The organism is Sphingomonas sp. DG1-23 (assembly GCF_030730875.1).
Classification (GTDB): Bacteria; Pseudomonadota; Alphaproteobacteria; order Sphingomonadales; family Sphingomonadaceae; genus Sphingomonas.
The window spans coordinates 193,622-216,460 of record NZ_JAVAMA010000008.1; the positions used below are offsets into that span (position 1 = coordinate 193,622).

The 22,839-nt window shown below is 65.7% G+C and carries 18 protein-coding genes; 9 read left to right on the forward strand and 9 right to left on the reverse strand.

The window, feature by feature from the left end; genetic code table 11:
• Positions 1–105: 105 nt before the first annotated feature.
• Both Q9Q95_RS14430 and Q9Q95_RS14435 read left to right on the forward strand, forming a co-directional pair.
• Positions 106–738 carry a tyrosine-type recombinase/integrase gene (locus Q9Q95_RS14430; RefSeq protein ID WP_306097834.1) on the forward strand — a complete coding sequence of 211 codons (633 nt, stop codon included), beginning with the start codon at positions 106–108 and terminating at the stop codon, positions 736–738.
• A 251-nt stretch (positions 739–989) separates the two neighbouring features.
• Positions 990–2,291: an acetamidase/formamidase family protein gene (locus tag Q9Q95_RS14435; RefSeq protein ID WP_306097835.1), complete on the forward strand. Its 1,302-nt coding sequence runs from the start codon at positions 990–992 to the stop codon at positions 2,289–2,291.
• 696 nt (positions 2,292–2,987) lie between these two features.
• On the opposite strand, the gene Q9Q95_RS14440 is transcribed toward Q9Q95_RS14435, so the two are convergent.
• Together Q9Q95_RS14440 and Q9Q95_RS14445 are read right to left on the reverse strand one after the other, a co-directional pair.
• Positions 2,988–4,238, reverse strand: a complete 1,251-nt coding sequence (locus Q9Q95_RS14440) for a DUF3526 domain-containing protein (protein ID WP_306097836.1) — start codon at positions 4,236–4,238, stop codon at positions 2,988–2,990.
• Entirely contained in the window at positions 4,235–5,674 is a 1,440-nt protein-coding gene (locus tag Q9Q95_RS14445; protein WP_306097837.1) for a DUF3526 domain-containing protein, read from the reverse strand. The genes Q9Q95_RS14440 and Q9Q95_RS14445 overlap by 4 nt, the downstream gene beginning before the upstream one ends.
• Here Q9Q95_RS14445 and Q9Q95_RS14450 point away from each other — a divergent pair.
• Both Q9Q95_RS14450 and Q9Q95_RS14455 read left to right on the forward strand, forming a co-directional pair.
• A complete protein-coding gene (locus Q9Q95_RS14450) occupies positions 5,673–6,089 on the forward strand; it encodes a hypothetical protein (RefSeq protein WP_306097838.1) in 417 nt (138 codons plus the stop codon). The two genes, Q9Q95_RS14445 and Q9Q95_RS14450, sit on opposite strands and share 2 nt — an antisense overlap.
• A gap of 174 nt (positions 6,090–6,263) precedes the next feature.
• Positions 6,264–6,443 carry a DUF3606 domain-containing protein gene (locus Q9Q95_RS14455; RefSeq protein WP_306097839.1) on the forward strand — a complete coding sequence of 60 codons (180 nt, stop codon included), beginning with the start codon at positions 6,264–6,266 and terminating at the stop codon, positions 6,441–6,443.
• A gap of 164 nt (positions 6,444–6,607) precedes the next feature.
• On the opposite strand, the gene Q9Q95_RS14460 is transcribed toward Q9Q95_RS14455, so the two are convergent.
• Positions 6,608–8,881 (reverse strand): TonB-dependent receptor domain-containing protein, encoded by a 2,274-nt coding sequence (locus tag Q9Q95_RS14460; RefSeq protein ID WP_306097840.1) that lies wholly within the window; start codon positions 8,879–8,881, stop codon positions 6,608–6,610.
• Between the two features lie 409 nt (positions 8,882–9,290).
• Between Q9Q95_RS14460 and Q9Q95_RS14465 the strand changes: the two genes are divergently transcribed.
• The 4 genes from Q9Q95_RS14465 to Q9Q95_RS14480 all read left to right on the forward strand — a co-directional run bounded on the left by Q9Q95_RS14465 (position 9,291) and on the right by Q9Q95_RS14480 (position 12,831).
• Positions 9,291–9,560, forward strand: coding sequence for a PadR family transcriptional regulator (locus tag Q9Q95_RS14465; protein WP_306097841.1), 270 nt, complete (start codon positions 9,291–9,293; stop codon positions 9,558–9,560).
• Positions 9,561–9,637: 77 nt separating this feature from the next.
• A complete protein-coding gene (locus Q9Q95_RS14470; protein ID WP_306097842.1) occupies positions 9,638–10,201 on the forward strand; it encodes a hypothetical protein in 564 nt (187 codons plus the stop codon).
• A 233-nt stretch (positions 10,202–10,434) separates the two neighbouring features.
• Entirely contained in the window at positions 10,435–11,325 is an 891-nt protein-coding gene (locus Q9Q95_RS14475; RefSeq protein ID WP_306097843.1) for an ROK family protein, read from the forward strand.
• Positions 11,326–11,376: 51 nt separating this feature from the next.
• Positions 11,377–12,831: a serine hydrolase gene (locus Q9Q95_RS14480; RefSeq protein ID WP_306097844.1), complete on the forward strand. Its 1,455-nt coding sequence runs from the start codon at positions 11,377–11,379 to the stop codon at positions 12,829–12,831.
• A gap of 347 nt (positions 12,832–13,178) precedes the next feature.
• On the opposite strand, the gene Q9Q95_RS14485 is transcribed toward Q9Q95_RS14480, so the two are convergent.
• From Q9Q95_RS14485 to Q9Q95_RS14500, 4 genes are all read right to left on the reverse strand, one after another.
• A complete protein-coding gene (locus Q9Q95_RS14485) occupies positions 13,179–15,746 on the reverse strand; it encodes a hypothetical protein (RefSeq protein ID WP_306097845.1) in 2,568 nt (855 codons plus the stop codon).
• 180 nt (positions 15,747–15,926) lie between these two features.
• Positions 15,927–16,595, reverse strand: coding sequence for an AprI/Inh family metalloprotease inhibitor (locus tag Q9Q95_RS14490; protein WP_306097846.1), 669 nt, complete (start codon positions 16,593–16,595; stop codon positions 15,927–15,929).
• Positions 16,592–17,134 carry a hypothetical protein gene (locus Q9Q95_RS14495; RefSeq protein ID WP_306097847.1) on the reverse strand — a complete coding sequence of 181 codons (543 nt, stop codon included), beginning with the start codon at positions 17,132–17,134 and terminating at the stop codon, positions 16,592–16,594. Before Q9Q95_RS14495 ends, Q9Q95_RS14490 begins: the two co-directional genes overlap by 4 nt.
• Complete coding sequence (locus tag Q9Q95_RS14500; protein ID WP_306097848.1) at positions 17,131–17,634, reverse strand: hypothetical protein; 504 nt, start codon at positions 17,632–17,634, stop codon at positions 17,131–17,133. Before Q9Q95_RS14500 ends, Q9Q95_RS14495 begins: the two co-directional genes overlap by 4 nt.
• 75 nt (positions 17,635–17,709) lie before the next feature.
• Between Q9Q95_RS14500 and Q9Q95_RS14505 the strand changes: the two genes are divergently transcribed.
• Positions 17,710–20,124, forward strand: coding sequence for a serine/threonine-protein kinase (locus Q9Q95_RS14505; protein ID WP_306097849.1), 2,415 nt, complete (start codon positions 17,710–17,712; stop codon positions 20,122–20,124).
• On the opposite strand, the gene Q9Q95_RS14510 is transcribed toward Q9Q95_RS14505, so the two are convergent.
• Both Q9Q95_RS14510 and Q9Q95_RS14515 read right to left on the reverse strand, forming a co-directional pair.
• Complete coding sequence (locus tag Q9Q95_RS14510) at positions 20,121–20,645, reverse strand: ECF-type sigma factor (RefSeq protein WP_306097850.1); 525 nt, start codon at positions 20,643–20,645, stop codon at positions 20,121–20,123. The two genes, Q9Q95_RS14505 and Q9Q95_RS14510, sit on opposite strands and share 4 nt — an antisense overlap.
• A gap of 830 nt (positions 20,646–21,475) precedes the next feature.
• On the reverse strand, positions 21,476–22,819 hold the full coding sequence (locus tag Q9Q95_RS14515; protein ID WP_306097851.1) for an integrase arm-type DNA-binding domain-containing protein: 1,344 nt from the start codon (positions 22,817–22,819) through the stop codon (positions 21,476–21,478).
• Positions 22,820–22,839: the final 20 nt, after the last annotated feature.

A 22,839-nucleotide genomic window follows, 5' to 3' on the forward strand; every position in this document is an offset into this window, starting at 1 on the left:
GCTACGCTTAATGTCCGCAACGGGGCGGAAGCAGTCGCAGGGTGCTGCTGGTCCATCACCTCACTGCGTTCGCTGCACGGCTACTTCCGGCCGCGGAGATGAACAATGGGACATTCACACCATGATCCTGTGATGCAGGGCCGGCCTGCGTGGAACGCTAGCAAGATGGTCGGCACCAAACGACCGCTGACACAGAAGCAGATCTGGGCTGTCCGCTTTTTCCCGGATCGGGAGGCGCGCCTCCGTGACAGGGCACTGTTCGACCTCGCGATCGACAGCAAGTTGCGGGGCTGTGATCTGGTGAAGATCAAGATCGGCGATCTGCTGGCCGGAGCCGATATGAGGACCCGGGCGATCGTCATCCAGCAAAAGACCGGGAGACCGGTCCGATTCGAACTGACGGCTGATGTGAGAGTAAGTCTCGTTGCGTGGCTTCAATGTCGCGGCGGCGGCGCCGACGATTATGCTTTCCCGAGCCGCGTCGATCACACCGGCCATCTCAGCACGGGGCAATATGCTCGGCTTCTGGATGAATGGGTCGAGGCTGTCGGACTTCGCCGCGCCGAGTACGGCACGCACTCGCTCCGTCGTACAAAAGGATCGATGACCTACAGGGCCACCGGAAACATTCGCGCGCTTCAGATACTGTTGGGCCACACGAAGATCGAGAACACCGTTCGGTATCTGGGCGTCGATGTCGAAGATGCCCTGATCCTCGCGAAGCGGACGGAAATCTGATCCGGGAGCGACCCGCCCCGAAGTCGGACATCCAGGGCGTTCCAGAAGTTCCCCAAAAGCGGAAGCTGGTTCAGGTTTGACTTAGCGCCTGGCCTCCGGCCGACAGCGGCCAGTTCGCTTTGCCCTGCCACCGCGCCATTGCCGCCTGTGGCCGCAGGCTGGGCTTTCTGGGCTGCGCCTACACGAGCAGTCAGGACTTGCTCGCGTCCGCGATACGACTACACCTGTGGTCTTCGACGATCGGGACGCAAATGCGCTACTCTTCCGGCCTCGCACTCGCACTGGTGGCCGCCGTTCCAGCCTACGCGGCAACGCCCCTCGAGGGGCAGTGGATCCTGACGGTAGACCGGTTTGGTACTCCGGAATATTCCACCCTCAACCTTCTGCTCTCTCAGACCGTTGTGACAGGCGATTGGGACGGAGACGTTGCAAAGGGTAGCTATCGCGCCGGGGCCCTGACTTTCAGTGTCTCGGACAAGAACGGCGCAGTATATCGCTTTGAGGGGCGTCAGGTGGGCGACACATTGCGCGGCGTCGCCGACTACCCGGACAACAACTTCCCCGACAAGCGCTTGAGGTTCAACTTCACCGCGCGCCGCGTGCCCGACCGACCGACCGGCGGTCCCCGCCTCGTTGAGTTTGCACCGGAAGACTTTGCCAATAGCTTCTCGGCCGAACGCGCGCCGGTCCTGACCCTGTGGCCCGGCGACACCCTGCGTACCATGACAATCGATTCGGGCGGTGTCGACGCCTCGGGGAAGACCCGGGCGCTGTTCGGCAACCCGCAAACCGGCCCCTTCTTCGTAGCGGGAGCAGCGCAAGGCGACACCCTGGCGATACACATCGTTAAACTCACACTCAATCGAGACTGGGCGGACAGCCTTGATACGATCGTCGTGCGAGCGCTCGGGCCCGGGTTCTCGGCGAAAGCGGCCACGCTCGGCAAGCCGGTACGCTGGCGACTGGACCCCATCAAGGGATATGCAACGCCCGAACGCACGACCGGGAAGCTCGCGAACTACCGCGTGCCGCTGCGGCCCATGCTTGGCGGCCTGGGCCTCGCCAGCGGCTCCGGCTCGCCTCCGCTTTCAACCGGGGATACCGGTCGCGCCGGTGGTAACATGGACTTCCCAGAGGTGGTGGAAGGTAACACAGTCTATCTGCCCGTCCAGCAGCCCGGCGCACTGCTGTACCTGGGTGATGCCCACGCGCTGCAGGGCGATGGAGAAACAAGCCAATATGCCCTCGAGACGTCGATGGACGTCACCGTGCGGATCGAGCTGATCAAGGGCAAGGCGGTGCCGATGCCACGCATCGAATCTCCAAGCGAGCTCATGGTGCTTGGGCAGGCAGGCTCGCTGGACGAAGCGCTCAAGGCGGCCAGCAGCGGTCTCATACAGTGGCTGCAGCAGGATTACGGGCTGAGCCTGTCGGAAGTCGCGCAGGTGCTTGGCACTTCGGTGCGGTTCAGTGTGCCCAACCTCGCGGGGCGTAGCGTCGGCGTGGCGGCGAGGATCGACAAGGCTCGGCTACCGCAGAAAGATGCGAACTGACCAGTTGTGCCACCGGAAGGCAGGCACCACAGTCCACGGCAACGGGCGATGTGCTCGCGCTTCAACCTACATATCTTGCTTAGCTTACCCGCCTCCGGTGGCCATTTACGTGCAGAGGGGACTGTCTGCACTTGAGGGCGCTAGCTGCCGTTCTCGAACCGAACTTACCGGCCACTTTTTGGGAACGCTGCGACGAGGCTCAAAGACCGACATTTGGACGTATAGCTGCAGGCGCGAGCTCCATGAACAGGCGTCCGCTTACGCTACCCCGGCGCCCGAAGCGGCCGTTCTGCTTTCCACCCGATTTCGGACATTCCGGCCGCGGAGGCGGATGCCGAAATCGGACTGGCAATTAACGCCCCGCTAACGGGCATTAGAAGGTTGGTTCGATATGGCCTTACCGGACTATCGAAGGTTACCGATTGAGCGTCTGCGACCAGGCTCATCGCCGGGAGGACAACTTCCATCGCTGTTATTGCATCAGCCCTATCTTCGAAGATCCCGGAAGGTGAATGGTTGCCCAATGCTCCCAAGCCTCGACGCTTTCCGGCACTAATGTTTCGATGACATATTGATATCTGCCATCCGGAACGCTGCCAGGAAGGTACGAAGATGAAGGACCGCCGGTGCCGTGGATCACGTTGCCTTTTAGTCCATCAGGGCCAGCAATCGGCCTCGTACTGCCCCCGATGAAAGTCACCGCCCAAAGACAGGCGCTCGCGCAAAATCCTCTTTGCCGAACGAGCGATCGTTGAAGAGATAAGCGTAATAGAATTCGCGCAAGCGGCGGTGGAAGTCGCGGATGCGATCCTGATAGGCGAGCTGTGCGGTGAGATCCGTCTCGGCCAGCCGGGTGAGCAGCGCCTGGACGCCCACCGACGGCAGCACCCAGCCGAGCGCGCGCCCCGCCGCGTCGCGCCGCTCGAGCCCCTCGCGATAGGCGTGCACCTGGGCGGCCACGCTCTCGTCGCCATTCTGATGGAAAGCGAGATACCATTTGTAGTGGAACTCCGGACCCAGTGGGGCCGAGCCCGACCAGTGCGGGTGATTGGCGTAGAAGCGCTGCATCGTCTCCTCGCGCGGGATATCCCAGGCGCGGTTCACGCGCTCGCGCTGCGCGAGGGCGATCTCGGCCCCCTGATCGACCGGAACCGCGCGGTTGATCGCGACATGCGCCAGCGTCGGGGCGATCAGCACCAGAACCAGCCAGCAGGCGGCAAGCGTCGCGGCATTCGCAACCGAGCTCCAGCGCAAGCGGCCGATCAGTGCCGCCAGTCCGATCCAGAACAACAGATATGCCGCAATCACCGCGAGGATCAGCAGGATCGTGCCGCCGCCGACTCCGGACACGATAGCGGCGAAAGTGAAGGGCACCGCCAGCACCGCCCAGAGCAACGCCAGCCGCAGGAAGGTCCGACGGCGCATCAGCCCTGAGCCGCCGCGCGGAAGCGCCGTCAGCGTACGCAGCCGCCCTGCCTCGCGCTCGCCCGAGACCTGATCGTGGAACAGCGCGATCACGAACAAGGGCGCCAGGAACACCAGCACGAAAACGAAGTCGAACCGCCCGGGCAGCGCGAGTTCGGGATTGAAGGTGTCACCATCGTAGATCTGCGCTTCCAGCCCGAGCGCACGGACGCGCAGGATGTAGGGCGACACGTCGCGCATCCCGAGCGCCGCGAAGGACGGCGGGGAGGGAGCGTCCCAGGTCGGGTGGAAGCTGTAATAAGCCGCACTGCCGGCATCCTTGGTGCGGTCGACATAGTCGGCGACGGCGGCGATGTCCTCCGCCTGCGCCGCCGGGATCGCGGCGATTGCGGCGCGTTGGCGCGACACCTCCGCCATGCCTGCGGCCACGGCGGCTACCGAAAGAATCGCAAGCAGCGCCAGTGCGACGACGCTGAGGCGCGCGCGGAGCAGCAGCCGCAATTCGTGCTTCCAAAGGGTCATCGGCTCTCTCCCGGCCGGCGGGAGGCACGGGCGAGCAGCAGCCCGGCGACCACAAGCCAGCCAAGCTCGATTGCCAGCCCCGGCAGCGCGCCGGCGGCAAGTGCGGCGCCGCTCGGCGCCCGATAGGTGAAGTCCGGTATCTGTTCCCAGTTCTCCGCCGCCACGCGCTTGCGCCGGTCGGCATCGGCGTCGGTGGCGGTATCGTCGCTGTAGCTGACTGCCTCGGCCTGCATCCGGTTGAGTCGCTGGACGAGCGTGTAGCGATACGCTTCCGCCTGCTCGAGGAAGCGGCGGTGTCCCGCAAAGTCGGTGCCGGCGGCGGCCATCGACAGCGAGCGGAGCGCGATCGCCGGGCTCAGCACGCCTGCTGCCTTCACCAGCGCATTCTGCCGGTCCTGCGCTGCGTAGCTGTTGCCGGCATAGCGATCGAACAGTTCGGAGGTGAGCCGTTCGCCCTCGAGCGCCAGTAGGCCCTTGTAGTTGACCGGCAGATCCTCGACCCGCGTGACCCCGTAACGCTTCAGCACCGATTGTTTGAATGCGGCGAAGTGCGGATCGTCCGGATTGTGGCTGTCGCCCATCCGTCGCAGGTCACGCGCGATGGCGACATTGGTCTGGAGCCGGTTCTGCAGCGGCACCGCGGCACTCGCCATATCGGGCGCGAGGCGCGGCAGCAGCACGACGGCGACGGCCCACAATGCGACCAGCGCCAGCAGCGCATCGCGGCTGCGGCGGACAGACGCGGAAACCAGCAGGGTCAGCACAACCCAGAGCGCGAGATAGGCGGCATAGCCGATCGCGATAGTCGCCATGGGCAACGCCAGCGCGCCGGGCTGGCCGGCGATCGCCAGAAAGCCGATCATCGCCAGCAGCCCTGCGACCAGCGCAACCGTGCCCAGCGCCAGCAGCTTGCCGCGCACCACCTGGCCGCGCGACGCGCCTTGCAGCATAAGCAGCCGCATCGTGCCGCGTTCGGTCTCCCGCGCGAGCGCACCATAGCCCAGGAAAATCAGCAACAATGGCGCGACGACCTGAAGGACGAAGGCGGGGGTGAGCTGGCCGAAGCGGACCAGCAGCGAGCTTTGCCGCACGTCGCCGAAATTGGCGGTGTTCTGCCGGTGCCCCTCGAGGAACATGCTGCTGCCCGTGAACGCGTCGACGCCGGGATCGAAGGCGGCGAGCGGTCCCAGCGGCCGGAAGATGAAGTGACCATAGTGCACCACCCGGTGCGGATGGCGGTCGGGTTGCGCACCGAAGGCGTGCTCCGCGGCATCTTTGTGCCGGTCGCGGAGCTCCGCATTGCCGCGCTGGTGCACCCAGGAACTGAGCACCGCCACCAGCGTCAGCAGCACAAGAAGCGTGAAAGCGATCACCGCGACGCGGTTGCGCACCATCAGGCGCAGCTCGTCGCGGGCGATGAGGCGAGTGACGCTCATGCGGCAAGCCGCTCCGCCCCCACTGCGAAACGGGCATGGAGCGCGCGCACGTCGAACCGTTCCGGCCCGCTCGCTGCCACTTCTCCTCACGCTCCACTTCCTCAAGCGGGACGAGCGGCTGCACATCCTGCGGGAAATCCATGAACGCCTCAAGCCCGGCGCTGCGCTCGTCGTCGCCCATCACAGCATCCCAGAGACCGGCGATATGGCCCGCTGGCTCGCACGATCGGTGGCGTTTGCCGGAGGTTCGACGGCCGATATCGCCCGGGCATCCGTATCGGCCGCGACGATGGCGGAGCGTCTCCCCGTGCTGCCGGCAGGTGAGGAGGAGGCAATCCTGCTCGAGGCCGGCTTTCGCGAGGTCGCGCTCTTCTATGCCGCCTTCTCCTTCAGAGGCTGGGTCGCATGGGCTTGAGGAAGGCGCCCTGTTCAGGGATGTGCTCGGCGACCCTACCGGCAGGTCGCCAGAACAAAGCCGGCGGGATGCGGGGCTCCGAGCCTTCGGAAAACGGGAGAGTTCATGCCGCCGGAGCCGCGGCTCCCGGAACCGCCGGGACTCTCATCGATCCACCTCGTCGGAGAGAGAGAAATGATGAGCGACGACAAGAGCTTGCGTGCGCCGCAGGATGCGTCCCGTATCGCCATGGGCGAGGACTATGAGGTCCGATACTGGACGAACAAGTTCGGCGTGACTCGCGAGCAGCTGCAGAGCGCTGTGGACGCTGTCGGCAACAGTGCCGGGGCCGTGGAGCAGCATCTGAAGGCCTGAGCCCGTGCGTCGTCCTCCGCCGACATTGGGTGGCGGGTACCGCCCGATCGTTCGGGCGCAGGGCATGTGCCGCTTGCCATTGGCGGAGGGAGCGGAGTTGGCGGCATGCAGGTGGAGGATGCGATTGGAAGCGCCGACGTGCAGATGCACGCCGGCGCCGATACTCAAAACGAATGGCGCATGCCGATCGCGAAGCTGCGGCCGCGTATTGGTGACTGGTCCTTCACGAACGAGGTGTGCGCAAAAGCCAGCTCGTTGAGCAGGTTGGTGCCGCGCACATATAGTTCCACCCCCTTGGTCTGCCCAAGGTCGAGGCGGTAGCTGAGCGTGGCATTGAGCATGTCATAACCCGGCGTGCGCGTCTCGTAGGCAGCCACCTTATCTTGGGCGAAGGTGTGATAGTATTCCACATCGCCCGACATAGCGCCTGCCGAAAGGTCATAGCGCGCGCCGAGACGCCCGGGCGGGATGCGCGGCAGATTGTCGTCCTGGCGCTTGAGGTCGGCGTCGACATAGTCGCCGAACAGCGTGAGGCGCGAAGATGGGGTGAAGGCGTAGCTCACTTGGCCGTCGATCCCGGCGAAGCGCGCATCCGCCGCGGTGTAGATGAGGAAATTGTGCGGTACGCCAGTCTCGGTTTCCGTCTCTTGCAAGCGTGCGAACACATAGTCATCCACCCTCTGGTAGAAGAGACCGACCTCGAATTCGAGCGGACCGCCCGTCTTTCGGAACGTTAAATTGATCGCGTCGGTCTTCTCCAGGACATCTTCTGCGGAGAGGCTGGCCTCTCCGAGAATCGGATTGCCGACGGCGAGCCCCAGTTCATAGCTGTTGGTGGCCAGATTGTTGCCGCGCGCGTAGAGTTCGCGCACGCTCGGGGCACGTTCGGTATGCCCGAGAGAAAGCGCCAGCGCATAACCTTGCCCCACATTCCAGGTGGCGCCCAGCGACACAGAGAACGGATTGTGCCGCACAGTTGGATTCCGCGACCGGAACGCTTCGACGTCCTCGCTTTCGAGGATGTTCTTCCAGTCGGTTCCATACCATTCGACGAACAGGGCCTCGATCTCGGGGCTCAGCGTGGAGCGCCAGGCCGGCACCGTCACGTCGATCCTGCGCCAGTCCTTGCGCACGGCTGCCTCGATATCGAGCGCGCCGAACGTGCGGCGTTCGGCGAGGAAGATTCCCACATTCTCGGTCAGGAAATCGGGATTCCCGTCGAAGCCATAGGCGCCGTCCGGGAAGCGCTTGTGGAGGTCGTTGACGTTGATCCCTCCGAACCTGCCGTCGGCATATTGCACGCCAAGCGTGCCGGTGAAGCCAAGAACCGGCTTGTGGGTCAGCTCCAGGCGCCCGTCCCACACCTCATTCGTAAAGCGCGTGAACAGGAGATCGCCATCGACCTCGTCATGCGCATAATCCGTATAGGAAAGACGCAGCCGCGTGTCGAAAAACCCCGGCAGCAGGTCCGTATAGTCTGCACGGACATCCACCCGGTCGCTGCGCAGTCTGATCGCGGCGGCGTGATCGTCCGGTCCACCGAACGGGTCTTCAAAGCCGCCATGCGCTGCGCAATGGAGGTCGAGGCCATGGGTGTGGCAAACAGCGTTTCGATGGCTGTGGCCGGGAAGCCCATATTCGCTTTCCATTCGCGAATAGGCAGCGCCGATATAGCCCTTCGCTGTGATCCAGGACGCGCCGACGGCATAACTGGTGCTCTCGGCAAAGGAGTCACGCAATCGGTCCGACCCATAGGCGTGCGGCACGTCGTAATCCTCTGCCGCGCGGCGCGCGGCTTCGGCATGAAGCGCGAGCTGGCCGACACCCGCGGTTACGCGGCCGACTACCGTCTTTTCCTCGTCGCCGGTGCCATAGCGGACCTCGGTAGCCCCGGTGACGCCGCCGACCGGAACCGACTTCGGCACCTTGCTGTCGATCAGGTTGATCGCGCCGTTGGTGGCGTTGCCGCCATAGCGGATGGCGGAGGGACCGCGCTGGATTTCGATCGCGTCGAGCAGCAGCGGATCGGTGGTGATCGCGTGGTCGGGTGAGACCGAAGACACGTCGAACAGATTGGCACCGTCGCTCAGCACTTCGATGCGTGGCAATGTTTGGCCGCGGATCACCGGACGCGAGGCGCCGCCACCGAAATTATCGAGGTGAATGCCGGGAAGGCCGGCGAGCGTCTCGCCCAGACCACCTTGGCGCCGGTGGACGAGCGCATCGCCTTCAAGCACCTGAACGGGCAGGGCGCTCTCTTCAGTCTTGAGCGAGCGGCCGGTGACCACGATGTCGCTCGAACCGTCTCGCCCGCCCCGCTGCCGATCGTCCTCCACTTGCGCGTCGGATTCTGTCTGGCCCCAAGCCACTGACGGCGCAAACACCAACGCGGCTGTGGCCAGCAGCGCCGCTGCGCCGCGGTTATTGGGAAAACGCATAGTCTTGTACTCCGCCCTCGTTCGCAGCGGCGCGGTACGAAATGATATACCGTATCGTCAACGGACAAAGGCCGGAATGCAGCGGAACGATCATGTGTCCGCGGACCTTGCTGGTCGGCTCAGCCCGCGTGTCCAAGCGCATGCCTTGCAGCAGAGCCGCGCGTGGAACGCCCGGATGCTCAACTTCCAGGATCGGGTAGCCCAAGCCAGCGTGACAGCTTCGGCGGCTTTCAGACAGCAACTCGACCCTGCTGAATGACCGGGATTGGGGTGCATAGCGGCCGTACAGCTAACCGCATATCCGATCCGGTGCTGTGGTCGGGGGGATGCCACTGGCCCTTGACTCGTAACTCTACATACGTTGTGTAAGCATATGCCGCGTAATCGACGCCCATCGAAGCAAATGCTTATGCTCCTCGACGCCCTGTCGATGCGAGGCAGGCAATGGCGCCACGGCTATGACCTGATGAAGGAAACCGGCCTGTCCTCGGGCACGCTCTATCCGCTGCTGATGCGCATGACCGATCAGGGCCTTGTGGAAGCTGAATGGCGCGAGCCTGCCCAGCTTGGCAGGCCCGCGCGGCACGCTTATCGGCTCACCACTGCCGGTGTCGCGTTCGCGCAGGCCCCGACCAGTCCGAACGGCGCCCCGCTGCCTTCGCGGGCCTCACTCGCGTGAAGGCCGCTGCGGCGAGAATGGTAATGGCTTTGGCCACACGCTCTTTCGGCGGAAGCCGCCGCGCGTGGACGCAGGCGATGGAAGGAGAGTTCCAATCGGCGCTCGACGACGGAAGGCCGCTGGCTTTCGCAGCCGGCTGCCTGATAGCGGCTTGGCGGGAAATGCCGGCGCAGGAGGAGGGCCAATTAGCTCTTGCGAGCTACGCCTTTGTCCTTGGCATGCTCCTCCCGATGGCAACGCTCCACCTCGCATGCGCGCTTGGCCTTCCTCACCTGTTGCTAGGTCCGGGCGGGCTTTACGGGATGCTGGCGGCCAGCAGCGCGCAGAACCCCTATTTGGCCACCACCTGTTTCAGCGCCGCACCGGCGCTCGTTGCGCTCTGGCTGTTGCTTGGGCTCAGCCATCTGCGTATTGCCTGGGCGCTGCTGGAGCATGATTGGTCAGGCGTTGTCCGGTTCGCGGCCCTGGCCGTAGCTGCCTCCGCCACCCTGGCGATCTTCACGGGGGTGCTGTTCCTCAAAGATGACGGCGTTGCCTTGCAGGCGGCGGCGCTTATGGTCGAGCTCACCGCCACTTACGCGATCGCGCAGTGGCATTCCCGCCTTTTTCCCAGCGGCTCCTCCAGAAGCGTTATCGGATAAGCCGAGCATCGGCGTCGCACCCAAGCGACGCATCAAGGGTCCTGCTATTCAGCGACAATCCGTTTCGGCGTGGCTTGACTATTAAATCTACATATGTCGATATTAGTCATGACCGCCAGCCCAACCCTGAATGAAACAGCCGCCGAGCCGCGGGCGTGCTCATGATCGGAACCGCGGCAACCACACCGACTGTCCCGGAAGCGCACACGAGTGAACCTGCAAGAGAGGATCGCGTGCTCGTCGGCGTGGAGCTGGGAGGCACGAAGACAATTGTCGTTGTCGGCCGCGGTCGTGAGGTGATCGACCATCTCGTGGTGCCGACGACGACGCCCCGGAAGACACTCCGCGCCGTCGCATCCCGGTTGCACAGCTGGCGCGAGACCTATCGGCCGGTGGCGATGGGAGTTGCCAGCTTCGGCCCGATCGCGCTCACGGGCCGGTATCGCTCGCGTGGCGCGATGCTGCCCAATCCCAAGCCGGGCTGGTCCGACGCCGACGTGCTGGGGCCGCTGGTGGAGGCGATGCCGGTCCCCGTGGCGCTCCATACCGACGTCACGGCGGCTGCATTGGCGGAGGGGCGCTGGGGTGCCGCGAAGGGTCTTCGCGATTTCGTCTATATCACCGTCGGAACCGGTATCGGCATGGGCATCATCGCCAATGGCGAGCCCATTACCGGCAGGATGCACCCCGAAGCCGGGCACATGCGCGTCCGCCGGCTGGCGGGAGATGCATTCGCCGGCGTCTGCCCCTTCCACCGCGATTGCCTCGAGGGCCTTGCCTCCGGCCCCGCCATCGCCGCCCGGTCGGGCGCACCGGCAGCGACGCTATCGTCTGACGACCCGGCATGGGCGTCGGTCGCATACGCGCTGGCCGAGGCAATGAGCGTTCTGCTGCTTACCCTTTCCTGCGAACGGATCGTGATCGGCGGCGGCGTGGGCGTGGGCCAGCCGCACCTGCTCGACATGATCCGGACGCGGATCATCGACAAGCTCGCCGGGTATTTACCGGGCTTCGACGAGAGGACGGCCGCGGACACCATCGTGCCCGCAGCGCTTGGAGGGGATGCGGGTCCGCTCGGTGCGCTTCTCCTCGCGAGCCGCGCATCAGTCGCGCCTCCGCCGTAGCAACCTCGCGGCAGGAATGGTTTACTCGGATCCGACCGAAGGAGATCGCCAATGCTCTCGCTCGCCTTCACAATGTTGCTTGCTGCTGCAAGTCCCGGGTCATCCTCGGAATCTACCGTTTGCGGACAGGTTCCACCGGCGGAGGGATCGCAATTGCCATCGACTGTGACGGCGGTGCGTCTGGCCGGGGATTGGATCAGTGTGATCAACATGGCGGATGACGCCACCTATGTCCGCTTCGTAAAGGATCGTGGCCCCGTGCTGCTGGATGGTCCAGAGCGGTGGCTGGAATTGCGGGACAATCTGCGCGGCCTCCAGTTGTGCGGGGTCAAATCCGCCGATGCCGGCGGCGTGCAGCTGTGGAGCTACGATCCGAGCTGGGACTCGTATGGCATCATGTATCTCAAGCCGGGCGCGACGCCTGCCGACAAGATCGAGTTCGTCTTCCTGGGAGGGACCGAGGAAGTTCCACCCGGCGCCGCCAGGCCGGCGAAGCTCCCGCTGCCCGTGCTGATCAAGGCCGTCGAGGCGCGCGCGGCGAGCCGGACGGCGAAGGACCAGTTTTCGGGTGCGATCCTGTTGGCGCAGAAGGGGCACGTGCTGCTCCAGGAGGCCTATGGGCTGGCGGATCGCGAGAACCGCAAGCCGAACACGCTCGACACGCAGTTTCGGTTTGGATCGATGGGCAAGATGTTCACGGCCGTCGCAGTCATGCAGCTGGTCCAGAGCGGCAAGATCGACCTGGAGGCGCCGATCGGACGCTATCTGGCCGATTACCCGAACCAGGACGTCGCGACCAAGGTGAGCGTCGCCAATTTGCTCACCCATACCGGCGGAACGGGCGATATTTTCGGACCCCAGTTCGACGCGCACAAGGCGTCGTTGCGCAGTACGAAGGATTATGTGGATCTGTATGGCGCGCGCGCTCTGGATTTCGCGCCGGGAAGCCGCGTTTCCTACAGCAATTACGGCTTCATTCTGCTGGGAAGGATCGTGGAGGCGGTCTCTGGCCTCAATTACGATGCGTACATCCGGCGGAATATCTTTGAGCCGGCGGGTATGGGCTCGACGGGAAACCAACCGGAGAGCGCCGTCCTGTCACACCGGGCCGTCAGCTATATGGGGTCGGGGACTCGGCTCAAGCGCGCCGATGAGACGCTGCCGCTCAACGGCACGGCCGCAGGCGGCGGCTATTCGACGGTTGGCGACTTCAACAGGTTCGTCAATGGCCTGACGTCCCATCGGCTTTTGCGGAGCGACACGCTTCAGAAGCTGATCGACGGCGGAATACGAATGAAGGACGGGCAGTTCGCCCGCTTCGATTTCGGTGGATCGATGGCGGGAACTGGCCGGTACATCGGACACGGCGGCGGTGCGCCTGGAATGAGCGGTTCCTTGCACCACTTCCTGAAGCGCGGCGTCACGGTGATCGTACTGGCCAATCGCGATCCCGGCGCGGCCGAGAGTATTGCGCTATTTGCCGCGCATCGGCTGCCTGCCGATTGAGCGGGTCACGGCTTGAAAGCCGCCTTTGGCGCGACGTGATCGTCGGCTTACCCGCGGCTGCACCCAGAATCCGCAATCCAAATAGGCGGCCTCCCGACTAGCGCCTGCATGAGCGACGGCGGCTATCAGGATCGTTTGCGGGTAAATTGAACAGCCGGCTTTGGGCGCGCAGGCGCCGTTCGTTGCCGACGACGGCAATCGGGCCGCCAACAGACGGGCAGCTTTCGGGCGCTCATACGCCGCAAGCTGTCTTGGTCGCATGTTTGTGAAGCTGGTGCCTTCAGATCTTCGTACGACGTATGAACCATGACCGCGCGCGTGAGAGCGCGCAGCCATGGTTCAACAATTTACCAGCCGAAGGTCATGCCGACGCGACCGCCAGCCGAACCCTTCACGGTCGAACCTGCAAACCCGCCGCTCACCCAGACATGGTCGCTCACGCGGGCCACCGCGGCGCCCGAATAGCCCTGTTCGCCGCGATAGGTGGAGAGGTTGAACGAAACCGCCACGTTCATGTCGCCCGGGATGGTCGTGCCGCCCAGCGCCATAGCCGCTGCGATGCCGCCATTGGCGCGCCGCATCCCGGTGTCGATCCGGCCCTCCGCCGCGGTCATCCGCGTGCCCAGCGTGGCGAGCTCGGTCAGATCGACGGCCGTCGTGGCGAGATTACCCGCGGCATCGCTTGTCACGAGGCTGAGCGCGCCCTGCTGTGCCGCCCGGCTCGCTGCGGAGTTGATCCCGGACATGGTGTAGGTCGAGGCGGCGGAGCCCACCGACACCTGGTTGGCGCGCGTCGCCACTGCACCTTGCCCGATCGCGACGCTGCCCGCTGCGCCCGCATTGGCACCGTCGCCGAGCGCGATTGCCGAGGCCCCGTTGGCTACGCTCTGGTTACCTAATGCGACGGCGCCCTGCCCGGTTGCGGTATTGTTGCGGCCCATTGCCACCGCGCCGGCGCCGGTCGCAACGTTGGGGTCTCCGATCGCCACCGCGCCGTTGCCGCTGGCGCTGTTGCCCGCCCCGATCGACACCGACTGGCCGGTTACCGCCCGCGCACCGTTGCCGATCGCCACCGAGGATTCGCCTCCTGCGACGGCATTGGCGCCGACTGCGATCGACTGGGCTCCGGTCGCCTGCGGCCCCGGTCCGGCCATGTTGCTACGGAAATAGGCGCCGTTGGCGAGCGCCGTGTTGGCCGCGCCCTGCGCGGCGGCAGCGTTCGCCACTGCCGTGTTCGCGGTGCCTTGCGCGGTCGCTGCGTTTGCGACTGCGGTATTCGCAGTGCCTTGCGCAGCATTGGCGGCGAGGAGCGCCTGATCGGCGGTGGTACCCCCGGCGGTGGCTGCGGCGAGAGCGTTGTTCGCGGTGGACTGCGCGGTTGCAGCGTTGGCGAGCGCGGTATTGGCGGTCGCCGCCACGGCGTTGAGCTGGGTCAGGTTGACTGCGTCGGTCCCCGCGGTGCCCGCGGCTACGTTGGTCACCTGCCGCTCGGCGCCCGCCGCGCCGACCGATACGCTGTTGGTGCGGTCTGCCACCGAATTGGCGCCCAGCGCCACCGCATTGGTTGCCGCCGCGCCGACCTGCGCGTTGGCGCCCAGCGCAACGCTATCATCGGCTTCCGCCGCCGCGGCCGACCCGCCGGCAAACGCGCGCGCGCCCGACGCGAGCGTATTGTTGCCGCCGCCGCTCCGCTGGCCGCCGATCGCCACCGACTCGGCTCCCGTCGCGCTGGCACTGAGGCCCAGGGCGACCGAGCGGCTGCCACTGGCCGCCGCGAGGAAGCCCATCGAGACATCATATTGGCCGCCGCTATTCGCCCCGAGGCCCACGGCGACGCTGCCGAACGCGCTGGCGACGCTGTTCTGGCCCACCGCGGTGCCCGACTGGTTGGCGTTGGCGCCGGCGCCAAGCGCAGTCGCGTTGAACGCGACAGCAGAGGCGTTGCGGCCCAAGGCCACCGAGTCGACATCGACAGCGCTGGCGCCTGCGCCGACCGCGACCGAGCCCAGTCCGGACGACGTGGCCGTCGAGCCGACCGCAACGCTGCCCTCGCCGCTCGCTGTGGTGAGGATCGGCACCCCGCTGAGCGCCCCGCCGAGCGCCACGGCGCCGGCACCGCTGCTCGTCGCGCCGTAGCCGAGAGCGGCCGATGCCTCGCCGCTGGCCCGCGTACCCTGGCCGATGGCCGTGCTGTAGTCTCCGGTGGCGGCTGCAATCAGGCCGAACGCCGAACCGTTGCGCCCGGTTGCATCCGCCCCGAAACCGAGCGCGATTGCCTGATCGCCGGCCGTGGCCAGATAGCCCATAGCAATCGAGCCATAGGCGGTGCCGCTGGCCTGACGGCCCATGATGATGCTGTCGGCTGCGACGGAGCTGGCCTCCGAACCGATCACGATCGACGCGCCGCCTTGCGAATCCGCACGATAGCCGATGGCGATCCCATCATCCCCGTCGGCGACGCTGTTGGTGCCAAGCGCTATCGACTCTTCGCCGAAAGCCTGCGCGACGACGCCGACCGAGATCGAGTCGTCGCCCGTCGCGCGGGCACCGAAGCCGAGTGCGGTCGAGCTGTCGCCGCTTGCCTCGGTAACCGCGCCGATCGCCACCGCGGTGCTGGCGAGCGCGTCTGCCGAATAGCCGATCGCCACCGAGGCGAAGGCGCTTGTGCCGCCCGGGCCCTGCACGCTTGCCGCTTCGCCGATCGCCACGTTGGAATCGCCATTCACCGTCGCGTCGCCGCACACGGCATTGTCGTCCGACCCGGGCGAAAGCGTGCCTTGCGGGTTGTTGGTGGCGTCCCGGCAAAAGACGTTCTGCGCCTGCGCTTCGCCGGTGGCGAGCATCAGCGCTACCGCGCCGGTCGAGGCAGTGGCGAAGATGCGCAGCGCGCGATGGGTCTTGCGTTCGGCAGTCATGATGAATCCCCTTTTCGATGCAGTCCTGTGCGACGAGGCGGGGAGTGGCACGACGCCGCTGCGCCCATGCGCGGTCGTCCAAGGCCGGCTGGCCTGCCCATCCCCGTTGTCATGAAGCGAAACGAGATTTGCCGCGGGATCCGGACAGGCGGATTCAATTATTATGCGGCGCCGTGCAGATCATCGCGAAAGCACCCATCCGCCCGGCTCCGCGACGTAGCGATTGTCAGCCACAGGTTCGAGCGCGAGCATCTCGTCTCCCGGTCCCCAAAACATGATCTTTATGTCCTCCATCGACCAGCGCGTCAGGCGCCGCGGCAGGGGCGCGCCGGCACAACCGGTGCCCAGACGGATGCCCCGCCTCGGTGCGCTCGACCAGGCGGGCGTAGCGGTAAGGACGAGATGGCATGGGGGACGGCGGCGGCGCTGCAGCGTCCATTTGCCGAGAAGCTCGGAAGCTTGTGGCAGCCGCGTATAGCCCGCCATCCGTGGCACCAGATAGAAGGCCGGCGCCTGAAGATCGGGGCTGCTAAGCAGTGTGGTCTCGTCCTCCACGAAGGTCATTACCGGTTTGCCCTTGTCGTCGAGCAGGACGATTCCGTCCATCGGTCGCCACGCGACGACGGCCGCACTCGCGCGGAATCGCGTGGCGCAGGCACGATCGGGCCGAGCGCGCCACGCTGCGCCGGCCCGCTCCGCCGTCAGCTGGATTTCGCAGGCGGCAGAGCCGTCGGTCGGGATGATTTGGTATGGTCCCGCCATTTCGCCGACGATCTCCTGCGACCGCGCGTGTGCCGGAATCGCCGCTCCGAGCGCGAGAGCCAGCACCGCCGCTGCCCGGCGCGTCACAGGAACGCCTTCGCCACGGCAAGCGAGCGCGCCTTCGCATCGTCGCCCGCAGGCAGCTTGAAGAAGTTGATGACGACATAGCGCCGGTCGTCGATGAACAATTGTGCCTGGCGGGCCGAAGTGCTCCAGAACGCCGCCTTGCCGAGTCCGGGCACAGGATCGGCGGGCGGCGCGAGCCCGCCTCCGGTGCGGGCATTCTCGATCGCTGCGGGCGTCGCGTCGCCGTCGGGCGCCTCGCGCGCGACGAGCATCAGCGTCGCGCCATTGGCATAGGTAAAGGTGCACATCGACGCCGCCGCTAGGCCGTTACCGCCCGCCGACATCACTTCGAGCTTTGTGTCGCTCACAGGCGCACCGCCGAGTGCGGACGCCTTTTCGCGGCCGAGAGATGCGCAAGCGTCCCGCGCATCCCAGCTGCCGGCGACCGCCACTGCGGAGGGATCCGATCCCGCGCCACCCGAACCGCCACATCCGGCGAGCAGCGTTGCGATCGCGATCATGCCCGGTCTGACACGTCGCAGCACCAGGATCGCGCTCATTGCGCCCGCTTCGCCGTATCAGCGGCCCAGTCGACGAAGACTGTCCGCGACTGGTTCATCGTCACGGTGCAGTCCGGCCCGGTGGTCCCGACGCAATCATAGGCCCATTGGCCAGGCATGGGCGCTGCACCTTGCCCGGGCAGGGTTCGCGGACTCGCCGGGCGGCGCAACGACACCCGGATGACCGACCCGGTTTTCACCCAAGCGTAGCAGGTGGTCTTCTGGACCTTGTCGTCGCACACCAGCGCGACATCCGGGTCGGTATCGATCGATACGCGCGCGCCGCCTGAATTAGCCGAGATGATGCGGATGCTTTGCCCCGACGCCGAATCGGCGCCGATCGTCGACTTGCCCCCGAGCAGGATTACCTGTGACGCCGCGGGGGCGGCGCTGAAACCGATCGTCGCAACCGCGACGGCTGCAGCCAGATGCAAAACCGACATGTCTTTCCCTCCCTGTCGACCGGCGAATGCGCGGCCTCTCGACAGACCAAACGTCATTGGCTCGCCAAACCGGACAAGGCACGATGGCTTCGTATTTGCGCAGGCACTGTCCATGGCGAATTGGGGGGAACAATGAAGCCGAGCGAAACGGCGGCGTGGGGTGCCGTGGCTGATGCCTTTGATGCCATCGAGCCGCTGGACGCCAAAGCGCGTGAGGTGGCGCTGGCACGGGTCGCGCCTGATGTCGCGCAGCGCGTGCGCGCCCTGCTCCGCAGCAGCGAGCAGGTCGGGATTCTCGATGCGCCTCCCCAGCTTCCACCTACGCTCGAGCCGGCCGGACTTGCCGAAGGGACGCGGATCGGAGCGTTTGCGGTGGAGCGCTTGCTCGGCCGCGGAGGAATGGGGGAAGTCCATCTCGCGCACCGCACCGGCGCCGGGTTCGAGCAGCGCGTCGCAATCAAGCTGCTGCGCCTCGACGCGATCCCCAACGCGGCGCTGTTCGATCGCGAGCGGCGCGTGCTCGCAAGGCTCGAGCATCCCGGCATTGCCCGGCTGATCGACGGCGGTCTCACTGAGGACGGCCGTCCGTGGATGGCGATGACCTATGTCGAGGGAATGCCGATCGATCAATGGTGCAAGGCCCATCGCGTCGGGCTCAACGAGCGGCTGCGCCTGTTCCGCGACATCTGCGCCGCGGTTTCGTTCGCCCACGCCAATCTGGTCGTGCATCGCGACCTCAAGCCTTCGAACATCCTCGTTGACGCGAGCGGACGGGTGCAGTTGCTCGACTTCGGCATCGCAAAGCTGATCGGCGAAGGCGGGGGCAATGACACGCTGCAGACCAGTGCGCTGATGACTCCCGATTACGCCGCACCCGAGCAACTGGCCGACGAGCCGGTCACCGTGGCGACTGACGTCCATGCGCTCGGGCTGGTGCTCTACCAGTTGCTCACCGGTGCCACGCCGTGGGCTGGTGCCGGCGGATCGCTGCCGACGCTTGTGCGACGCATGCTCAGCGAGGATCCCGCGCCGCCGAGCCGGTCGGCGGGTTCCGGTGCCCCGGTGCCGGCGAGCCGTCTGCGGGGCGATCTCGACGCGATTGTCCTCAAGGCGATACGCAAGCTGCCGATGGACCGTTACGTCTCGGTCGACGCAATGGCGGAGGATCTGCGCCGCTACGAGACCGCGCAGCCGGTGCGCGCGCGGGTCGGCTCGCGTCGCTATCGGCTGTCCCGTTATCTGCGGCGCCACCGCATCGCGCTCACCGCGGGTGCCGCGGTGATCGTCGCGCTGCTGCTCGGCGCAGGTGGAATCGCCGTGCAGGCGCACCGCGCCGCAGTCCAGCGCGACGGCGCGTTGGCCGAGGCGCGGCGATCGGATTCGATCGTCCAGACGCTGACCTTGATGTTCGCCCAGGGCGGATATTCGAACGACCTGACCCTCAAGCAGACCCTCGACGAATCGGCGCTGCGCATGCTCGCCACGCTCGATCGCAGCCCGCGTTCGGGCAGTGCGGTCAATGCGCTGGTCGATCTCTATGTCAATCTCGGCGACGGCAAGGGGGGGTACGCGCTCGCCAAGGACGCGCTGGCGCGCGGCATCGGTGCCGAAGACCCGGTCCTCACCGCGAGGCTCAAGATCCGGCTGGCCGACACCGCGGTCGCCATCGGCGCGGTCGAGGAAGCGCCGCCGTTGCTCGATCAGGCCGACAAGGTGTTTGCCGCCGACCCCGAGCGCAACGCCGCCGACATCCAGGACGCACTTGGCGCCCGCGCCGCGATTGCGCGGCGCGCTCGCGATTACGACACAGCGATCGGTTTGCTGACGGCGAACTTCGATGCCGCCGATCGCGCCTATGCCGGGAACGACAGTGCGCTGCTCGCGAGATACAACAATCTCCTCGTCTATCTGATCGAAGCCAATCGGCTGGCGGAGTTCGGACGGGTCTTCGCCCGGATCGATCGCGCGCTGGCGCAACCCGGCCGCCGCGACTTGATCCAGGCGCTCGGGATCGAGCAACTCCGCGGCGCCTGGGCGCTGCGCACCGGCGACGTTGCCCGCGCCGAGAAGATCGCCGCGGACGTCACGGCGCGCCGCCGCCGGTTGTTCGGCCAGACCCCTGGCCTCGCCACCGATCTTGCGCAGCTCGCCAAGGCCCAGATCGCCGGCAATCGCTTTGCCGAGGCTCGCGTATCGCTTGCCGAGGCGCGGCCGATGGCGGTGCGGTTCCTCGGAGAGCGTTCGATTCCCGTGATCGTCCTCGATCTCGCCGAGGCACAGACGCTCGCCGAACTTGATGAGGCGGCAGGTGCCAGAGCCGCTCTCGGTCGCGCGCGCGCGACGCTCGCTGCAATGCCGCCCGCCAATCCCCTGGCGCCGCAGCTTGCGCTTACCGAGGCGGTCGTTGCACTGAAGGGCGGCGACAAGCCCGCAGCGCAGGCGGCGGTCGCGCGCGGAGTCGCAGGGTTCACGGCGATGGGACCAGCCGGGGAGTACGGCCTTCAGGCGATTAGGCGCGTCGAGGCGCGCGTGCGAACGCTACGCTAGGCTTCGGCCATTTCCTCGTGGATCCAGGCGCGCGCCCGAATCCACCAGCGCCGCACCGTCCGGTCGGTGACGCCGAGCACCTCGGCGGTCTCCTGCTCGTCGAGACCGGCAAAGAAGCGGCAGTCGACCAGCTTCGCAAGCTGCGGATCGCGTCGTCCGAGTGCGGCGAGGGCATCACCGAGGCGCACCATCTCGGCATCCTCGGCAGGCTCTGCGGCGAGCGTCTTCAGCGCGCCGGTGAGGCTGGCGATCGGCGCATGGCGCTTCGCCCGCAACCGGGCCCGCGCCGCATCGAGCAGGACGTGCCGCATCGCCGTCGCGGCGCAGCCGAGAAAATGCGCGCGGTTCGCCCACTCGGCACGTCCCTGCATCCGGAAATAGGCCTCGCCGACCAAAGCGGTCGGCTGAAGGGTCATCGGGCTTCCGGCGCGGCGATGCTCACGTCCCGCGATCCGGCGCAACTCATCGTAGAGCACGCGTATCAGTTCTTCCGTACTGCCAAGTTCTGCCCCTAACGCCACCGATCCTCCTGGCGTGTTTATTCAAGGGATTAACGCTTCAATTGACGAAAACAAGACGCTCATGGATTTCGCCCGTGATATCAACACTTCGACGCTCGCTTGTGACCTACCCGGAGCGGAATTCGGACATGACGTAGGTTGGACCTGCAAACCATCGTCGCCCTTTCAAACTCGAGCCGGGCTTTGGTCGGCAAGGAGCGCTCCCAGAAACGGGTGCAATCAGCAGCGGATAATCGAAATCGGGGCAAAAGGGCGCCCTTTGTGGCGTCCAAGGTGTGGACGTCAGCGCCCGCCTTAAAGCGGGAGCGCCCGGCGATTACGAAGATTGGTTCACTACGGGAAATGAACTCGCACATCCTTTCGTGGAAGAAAACGATGCAGGCTTGGCGCTGAGGGAGGTGCTCGTTCGAAGCCGAGCAGCGCGGCCAAACGGCCTACCTCGTTTCAAAGCGGCTTGGTTTCATCGAATTCTAGCGGCGCTGGCGACTGGCCCCGGATCCGACCGACGGAGCTCGCTCGACCGCTGACGCGCAAATTTCTCGCGGGGCATGTGCCTGATCCACTTAGTCCTACATAAGCAGAGGCCGGAGCAAGGTTCGTGAAATTGGCGCCGCCCCAGGCTTCCCGCAACTGACCGCGAGCGTACCGAGACGTAACTCGCGAGGGGTGGCGACACACGCCCGAACGACGACGGCTTTCAGGTTCGATGCTGGTAATGCCAAACGACCGCAATTGGGGCGCAAAGCCGCCCTGCCGAGACGAATATACTCCTGAACGATCACCTTACCGTCATTACAGTAACATAAACGTTACCAATTGTCCAGGAACGACTATCGAGCGGCGCGGCGCTGAACCGGGAACCGGAAGTCCGGCTCGACCGGTGATGGCAACCTCCGCCGCGAGCGCAAGCCAAGATCTTTCACGGGGCGACCGACCAGAGCCACCGGATCAGGCAATCCCTTGCTGAGCATATCCGCCCAGACTTTCGCGAGCTCTCGCCGCCGCGGCATATAGGCCGCCCGGTTGTAGGCTCCCTCGACCTTGTCCTTGGGCACATGGGCGAGCATCAAGTCGATCACCCTGCGATCGTGGGGATTGCCATTTCGCTCCGCCCACTCGTTCATGATGGTGGAGAAGGCCGCGCGAAATCCATGCGGCACGTGATGCCCGTGATAACCGGCCCGGTTCAGCAGATAGCCGATCGCATTCTCGCTCATCGGGCGATGCGCATGCCGGTTGCTCGGGAAGACCAGCGGTCCGCCGCCGGTCAGCGGCCAGATCGCCCGCAACACAGCGACCGCCTGCGGCGTGAGGGGGACAAGATGATCCCCGTTGATTTCCTCCTTCCGGTCGAAATCTCCCTTCATTCGGGCTGACGGGATGCGCCAGAGCGGCAGCTTTCCATCAAGATCGTCGAATTCAGCCCAGTCGGCACCGCGCAATTCGCTTGGCCTGACAGCCGTTAGCGCCAGCATCCTCAGGCCCAGCCGGGTGATCGGCCGCGCATTGTCCTCCTCGGCCGCCAGGATCATCTTGCGCAGTGGCACGATGTCGGTGATCGCAGGCTGCCGGCCCTTGCGCAGCGGCTTGAGCACCGCGCCAAGTTTTTCGGCAGGATCGCTCGTGGCGATCCCTTGGGCGATGGCGTAGACGAACACCGCTGAGATGCGCTGCCTCACGCGCTTCGCGGTTTCGATGGCACCCCGGGTCTCGATCTCTCGCAGGACGCCGAGAACCAGCGGCGGCGTAAGCTGCGCGATCGGCAAGGAGCCGATCGTTGGAAAAACATCGCGCTCCAAGCTGCGGACGACGTCGCTCGCATGGATCGTCGCCCATTGGGCCTTGGCATTCCCATGCCACTCGCGCGCCACGCGCTCGAAGGTCTGGCGTCCGGCTTCGATGTTTGTCTCGATCTTCAGCCGCTTTGCGACAGCGGGATCGTGCCCTTCGCTCAGCAGCGAATAGGCCTCGTCGCGCTTCTCGCGCGCTTCGGCCAGCGATACGAGCGGATAGGCGCCGAAGGCCATCGTCTTGTTCTTGCCGTCATATTCATAGTTCCACCGCCAAAGCTTGCCGCCGCTCGGGGTGACCATCAGAGAAAGGCGATTGGCGTCCGCAATCTTGTAAGTTTTGGGGCGCGGCTTGGCCGTGCGCACCTTGACATCGGTAAGCATGGTTCGGTCTCCGGAAATAC

What these genes read in the sequence shown, in the direction of transcription:
- Q9Q95_RS14505 (WP_306097849.1), top strand. Translation starts at nt 17,710, where the DNA reads ATGAAGCCGAGCGAAACGGCGGCGTGGGGTGCCGTGGCTGATGCCTTT.
- Q9Q95_RS14430 (WP_306097834.1), top strand. Translation starts at nt 106, where the DNA reads ATGGGACATTCACACCATGATCCTGTGATGCAGGGCCGGCCTGCGTGG.
- Q9Q95_RS14450 (WP_306097838.1), top strand. Translation starts at nt 5,673, where the DNA reads ATGCGGCAAGCCGCTCCGCCCCCACTGCGAAACGGGCATGGAGCGCGC.
- Q9Q95_RS14435 (WP_306097835.1), top strand. Translation starts at nt 990, where the DNA reads ATGCGCTACTCTTCCGGCCTCGCACTCGCACTGGTGGCCGCCGTTCCA.
- Q9Q95_RS14485 (WP_306097845.1), bottom strand. Translation starts at nt 15,746, where the DNA reads ATGACTGCCGAACGCAAGACCCATCGCGCGCTGCGCATCTTCGCCACT.
- Q9Q95_RS14480 (WP_306097844.1), top strand. Translation starts at nt 11,377, where the DNA reads ATGCTCTCGCTCGCCTTCACAATGTTGCTTGCTGCTGCAAGTCCCGGG.
- Q9Q95_RS14500 (WP_306097848.1), bottom strand. Translation starts at nt 17,634, where the DNA reads ATGACGTTTGGTCTGTCGAGAGGCCGCGCATTCGCCGGTCGACAGGGA.
- Q9Q95_RS14455 (WP_306097839.1), top strand. Translation starts at nt 6,264, where the DNA reads ATGATGAGCGACGACAAGAGCTTGCGTGCGCCGCAGGATGCGTCCCGT.
- Q9Q95_RS14470 (WP_306097842.1), top strand. Translation starts at nt 9,638, where the DNA reads ATGGAAGGAGAGTTCCAATCGGCGCTCGACGACGGAAGGCCGCTGGCT.
- Q9Q95_RS14495 (WP_306097847.1), bottom strand. Translation starts at nt 17,134, where the DNA reads ATGAGCGCGATCCTGGTGCTGCGACGTGTCAGACCGGGCATGATCGCG.
- Q9Q95_RS14440 (WP_306097836.1), bottom strand. Translation starts at nt 4,238, where the DNA reads ATGACCCTTTGGAAGCACGAATTGCGGCTGCTGCTCCGCGCGCGCCTC.
- Q9Q95_RS14465 (WP_306097841.1), top strand. Translation starts at nt 9,291, where the DNA reads ATGCTCCTCGACGCCCTGTCGATGCGAGGCAGGCAATGGCGCCACGGC.
- Q9Q95_RS14445 (WP_306097837.1), bottom strand. Translation starts at nt 5,674, where the DNA reads ATGAGCGTCACTCGCCTCATCGCCCGCGACGAGCTGCGCCTGATGGTG.
- Q9Q95_RS14460 (WP_306097840.1), bottom strand. Translation starts at nt 8,881, where the DNA reads ATGCGTTTTCCCAATAACCGCGGCGCAGCGGCGCTGCTGGCCACAGCC.
- Q9Q95_RS14515 (WP_306097851.1), bottom strand. Translation starts at nt 22,819, where the DNA reads ATGCTTACCGATGTCAAGGTGCGCACGGCCAAGCCGCGCCCCAAAACT.